Origin of the sequence: Actinomadura sp. CNU-125, assembly GCF_001942465.1 — a bacterium.
Classification (GTDB): Bacteria; Actinomycetota; Actinomycetes; order Streptosporangiales; family Streptosporangiaceae; genus Spirillospora.
This window is the reverse complement of record NZ_MKJY01000327.1, coordinates 1-5,118: the sequence shown is the minus strand read 5'-3', so window position 1 is coordinate 5,118 and position 5,118 is coordinate 1. Positions and strand designations below refer to the sequence as shown.

Annotated in this window: 3 protein-coding genes and 1 pseudogene; 3 read left to right on the top strand and 1 reads right to left on the bottom strand. The window is 72.6% G+C overall.

All coding sequences use genetic code 11. From position 1 onward, the window contains the following. Positions 1 to 1,769, top strand: a 1,769-nt coding sequence (locus BJF79_RS31255) for a hypothetical protein (protein WP_262402796.1), incomplete at its 5' end; no start/stop codon positions are given. Positions 1,770 to 2,301: 532 nt separating this feature from the next. On the opposite strand, the gene BJF79_RS62345 is transcribed toward BJF79_RS31255, so the two are convergent. Next, on the bottom strand, positions 2,302 to 2,526 hold the full coding sequence (locus tag BJF79_RS62345) for a hypothetical protein (RefSeq protein WP_075902826.1): 225 nt from the start codon (positions 2,524 to 2,526) through the stop codon (positions 2,302 to 2,304). A gap of 16 nt (positions 2,527 to 2,542) precedes the next feature. On the opposite strand from BJF79_RS62345, the pseudogene BJF79_RS67485 reads away from it, so the two are divergent. Together BJF79_RS67485 and BJF79_RS62335 are read left to right on the top strand one after the other, a co-directional pair. Then, positions 2,543 to 3,939: pseudogene (locus BJF79_RS67485) on the top strand (family 78 glycoside hydrolase catalytic domain); the annotation flags it as partial. Next, entirely contained in the window at positions 3,930 to 5,060 is a 1,131-nt protein-coding gene (locus BJF79_RS62335; protein WP_075902824.1) for an alpha-L-rhamnosidase C-terminal domain-containing protein, read from the top strand. The pseudogene BJF79_RS67485 and the gene BJF79_RS62335, both read left to right, overlap by 10 nt. Positions 5,061 to 5,118 lie beyond the last annotated feature (58 nt).

Genomic DNA, 5,118 nt, shown 5'->3' with positions numbered 1-5,118 from the left:
CCCCCGACGCCCCGGGGCCCGCGGCCCCGGCACGTGACCTCATGCACGACACCTGGGTCGCCACCGACGGCCTCGGACGGGCCCTGCCGGAGCACGCCGAGGTCGGCGGGCCGCGCACGGACCGGTTCGTCGGCGTCTTCTACTTCCTGTGGCTCGGGCAGCACTCGACTACCGGCCCGCACGACATCGGCCGCATCCTCGCCGCGAACCCGGACGCGATCAACGACCGGGACGATCCCGCCTGGGGCCCCGAGGGGCACTTCCATCACTGGACCGAGCCGTACTTCGGGTACTACCTGTCCGACGACGCGTGGGTGATCCGCAGGCACGCGACGATGCTCGCGGACGCGGGTGTCGACACCCTGATCTTCGACATCACCAACGCCTTCACCTACAGGTCCGTCTACCGCACCCTCCTCGACACCTTCGCCGAGGTCCGCGCCCTGGGTGGCACCACCCCGCAGGTGGCCTTCCTGGCGCCGTTCGGGGCGCCGCGCCAGGCCGTGCTCGACCTCTACGACGATCTCTACGCGCCGGGCGTCCACTCCGACCTCTGGTTCCGCTGGGACGGCAAGCCGCTGATGCTCGCCGACCCGGACCTGCTAGGCGACGGGACGGACGAGATCCGCGACTTCTTCACGTTCCGCTCCACCCAGCCGACGTACTTCGACGGCCCGGCCGAGCCGGGCCAGTGGGGCTGGCTGGAGGTGTCCCCGCAGCACGTGTTCACCGACCCCGCGGGCGCGCCCGAGCAGATGACCGTGGGCGTCGCGCAGAACGCCGTCGACGGACGGCTCGGCGCGATGAGCGAACCGGGCGCCTACGGCCGCAGCCGGCACGGCGGATCGCCCGGCGACGCCGCCCGCGCCGCCGAGGGGCTCAACTTCCAGGAGCAGTGGGACCGGGCGCTCGCCACCGACCCCGAGTTCGTGTTCGTCACCGGCTGGAACGAGTGGGTGGCGCAGCGGCTGACCGCCTTCAACGGTGTCGAGGCGCCGGTGGTGTTCGTCGACCAGTTCGACTGGGAGCACAGCCGCGACATCGAGCCGCTGCGGGGCGGGACGGCGGCCGGGCTCCCCGCCGGGAACGCCTACCAGGACGCGTACTACTACCAGCTCGTTGCGAACGTCCGCCGCTACAAAGGCGTCCGGCCGCGGCCCCGCCCGTCCGCGCCGCGCACCGTCCGGATCAACGGCCGGTTCGACGACTGGCGTGCCGTCGGCCCCGAGTTCCGCGACCACATCGGGGACACCCTGCACCGGAACCATCCCGGCTGGGGAGACGCGGGCCCCTACGTGAACACGACCGGCCGCAACGACATCGAGGCCGCCAAGGTCGCCCGCGACGCGGACCACGTACTCTACGCCGGCACCCGGGAGGAGCTGTCCCCGTGGGACGGGCGCAACTGGATGATGCTGTTCTTCGATGTCGAGGGCGGCGATGACGGCGGCGGGGACGGCGGCACCGGCCGCTGGGAGGGGTTCCGCTTCGTCGTGAACCGGCGGGTGCGCGGCCCCCGCCGGACGTGCCTGGAGGTCAGCCGCGGCGGCTGGGATTGGCGGCACGCCGCCGACCTGTCCTACGCCGCCCGCGGCAACGAGATCGAGCTGGCCGTGCCGAGGCGGCTCATCGGCGCCGACCCGCGCCGCCCGCTGCGGATCGACTTCAAGTGGATCGACAACATGCGGCGCGACGGCGACATCCTCGACACCCTGACCAGCGGAGACACCGCCCCGAGCGGGCGTTTCAGGTATCGCTACGCCGAATGAGGAGAGCATGCGGCGCTTATGAGGTCGCGCGCCGCGTCCCGTGCCGACGCGGACGGCCGCCGGGGACCGGCTCCCCGGAACCAGATGAGTGTGATCGGGGGATCCCACCCAAGGCGCAGGTGAGAGGGACCCCGGGCGCGGAGACGCGGCCCGGGGCCCGCTCACGGTGCCCGCAACCGGAGATAGCCATGCGACGAACATCGTCCAGACTCCTCATCCTCCTGTCGGCTTTCGCGCTGGCCGTCACCGCCGGGGGCGTCGCCCCGGCGGCGGCGGACCGCGGCGGCGTGCGCGTCGCCGCGACCACCACCGAGTACGGCGAGCGGCCGCTCGGCATCGACGACGCCCGCCCGCGCTTCTCCTGGAAGCTGACCTCGCCCGCCCGGAACCAGAGCCAGTCCGCCTACGAGATCCGCGTCGCGTCCGGCCGGGCGGAGCTCGCGTCCGCCGACGTCTGGACGAGCGGGAAGGTCGAATCCTCCCAGTCCGTCCTGATCCCCTACGGCGGGCCCGCCCTCGAACCCCGCACCCGCTACCACTGGACGGTCCGCGTCTGGGACGCCGACGGCCGCGCCTCGAAGTGGAGCGAGCCCACGTGGTGGGAGACCGGCCTGCTCGACGGCCGCGACCTCGGCGGCGAGTGGATCGGCCACGACGCGCCGCTGCCGCTCCCCACGACCTTCACCGGGCAGAACGACCCGTCCCAGCTGAAGGCGGGCACGCAGGGGCAGACGTTCACCTCCGACAAGCCGGTCACCGCCGTGTCGATCCCGATGCCGACCTGGCAGACGTCCGACGCCGACGCGACCGTCGCCCTCTACGCGGACGGCCCGGGCGGCGAGCTCCTCGCCGAACGCCGCGTCGAGGACCACTCCGACAACGCCGAGGCCACCCTCGAACTGGAGGAGCCCGCGCCCGCCGGGACGTACTACATCGAGCAGTCGGACCCCTCCGGCCAGATCGGCTGGTGGGGGCACACCGAAGGCGGCTACGAGCACGGGCGGGCGTACAAGGACGGCGAGCCCGCCGACGGCGACCGCCGCTTCTCCTTCCGGACCGTGTCGGAGGGCGCGGACGGCATGACCTCGCGGCTCCGCAAGGAGTTCGCCGTCGGGAAGAAGATCGAGCGGGCCCGCCTCTACTCCACCGCGCTCGGCGTCTACACCGCGCGGATCAACGGGCACCGGGTCGGGAACGACGAGCTGACCCCCGGCTGGACCGACTACGCCGAACGCGTCCAGTACCAGACGTACGACGTGACGAAGCTGCTGCGCCGCGGCGGCAACGCGATCGGCGCGACCCTCGCGCCGGGCTGGTACTCCGGGCACATCGCGATCTTCGGGCCGGGCCAGTACGGCGACCGCCCCTGGTTCCGCGCGCAGCTCCGGATCGACTACACCGACGGGACGTCGCAGCAGATCGTCACCGACCCGAGCTGGCGGAGCGCCGTCGGCCCGGTGCTGACCTCCGACCTGCTGATGGGCGAGGCGTACGACGCACGGAAGGAAACCCCCGGCTGGAGCCGTCCGGGCTTCGACGCGGCGTCCTGGACGCCCGTGCTGCGCAACGCCGAGGCCGCCCCCCTGCCCGTCGCGCAGTCGGCGGCGCCGACCCGCGTCGAGCAGGAGATCGAGCCGGTGAAGGTCACCAGCCCGGAACCGGGCGTGCACATCTTCGACCTCGGCCAGAACATGGTGGGCACGGTGCGGCTGCGCGTGTCCGGCGAGGCCGGACGGACCGTGACGCTGCGGCACGGCGAGGTGCTGAACGACGACGGCACCCTCTACACCGCCAATCTCCGCACCGCCAAGGCCACCGACACCTACACGCTCAGGGGCGGCGGCACCGAGACCTACGAACCCCGCTACACCTTCCACGGGTTCCGCTACGTCGAGGTGACCGGCTACCCCGGCACGCCCGGCCTCGACGCCGTCACCGGACGGGTCATGCACACCGCAGAGCCGTTCACCATGTCGTTCAAGACCGGCGAGAAGATGCTCGACCGGCTCCACAGCAACATCACGTGGGGCCAGCGCGGCAACTTCCTGAGCATCCCGACCGACACCCCGGCCCGGGACGAGCGCATGGGCTGGTCCGGCGACATCACGTCTTCGGCCGCACCGCCACCTACAACATGCAGTCGGCACGGTTCCTCACCAAGTGGATGCGGGACATGCGGGACGCGCAGTCCGCCGACGGCGCGTTCGCCGACGTCGCGCCGAGGGTCGGGTTCCTCGGCGGCGGTTCGGCGGCTGGGGCGACGCGGGCGTCACCGTCCCGTGGAACCTGTACCAGGCGTACGGCGACCGGCGCGTCCTGGAGGACAACTACGCGGCGATGCGGAAGTGGATCGCGTACTTGGAGGAGCACAGCGACGGGCTGCTGCGCCCCGCGTCCGGGTACGGCGACTGGCTGAACGTCGACGCCGAGACGCCCAAGGACGTCATCGGCACCGCCTACTTCGCCCACTCGGCCGCCCTGGTCGCCGAGATCGCCCGCGTCCTGGGCGAGACGGCCGACGCCGAGAAGTACGACGACCTCGCCGGACGGGTGCGCGCCGCGTTCGCCGACGCGTACGTCACCGAGGGCGGCGCCCGCATCAAGGGCGACACCCAGACCGCCTACGCGCTGGCGCTGTCGTTCGGCGTGCTGCCCGCGGACGCGCGCCGGCCCGCCGCCGACCGTCTCGTCGAGTTGATCGAGGCGCGCGACTGGCACCTGTCCACCGGGTTCCTCGGCACGCCCGAGCTGCTGCCGGTGCTCACCGAGACCGGGCACACCGACGTCGCGTACCGGCTGCTCCAGCAGAAGACGTACCCGTCGTGGGGCTACCAGATCGGCAAGGGCGCCACCACGATGTGGGAGCACTGGGACTCGATCAAGCCGGACGGCGGCTTCGAGGACCCGGCGATGAACTCCTTCAACCACTACGCCTACGGGGCCGTCGGCGAGTGGATGTACGCCAACATCACCGGCATCGCCCCGGCCGAGCCCGGCTACCGGCGGACCACGGTCCGCCCGCGTCCCGGCGGCGGCGTCGACCGCGCCGAGGGCCGCTACGACTCGGTCTACGGCCCGATCGAGACGAAGTGGTCGGTGCGCGGAGACCGCTTCGACCTGTCGGTGTCCGTCCCCGTCAACACCACCGCCGAGGTCTGGGTCCCCGCCCGGTCCGCGTCGGAGGTCCGGCAGAAGGGGGCGAGGTTCCTGCGGATGCGGGACGGCGCCGCCGTGTTCGCCGTCGGCTCCGGCACCCACCGCTTCACGGCGCCCGCCCCACCGACCGACTGACCCCGCCACTCCCGTCCCGCACGTGCGGGGAGGGCGACCCGCCCGCCCTCCCCGCACG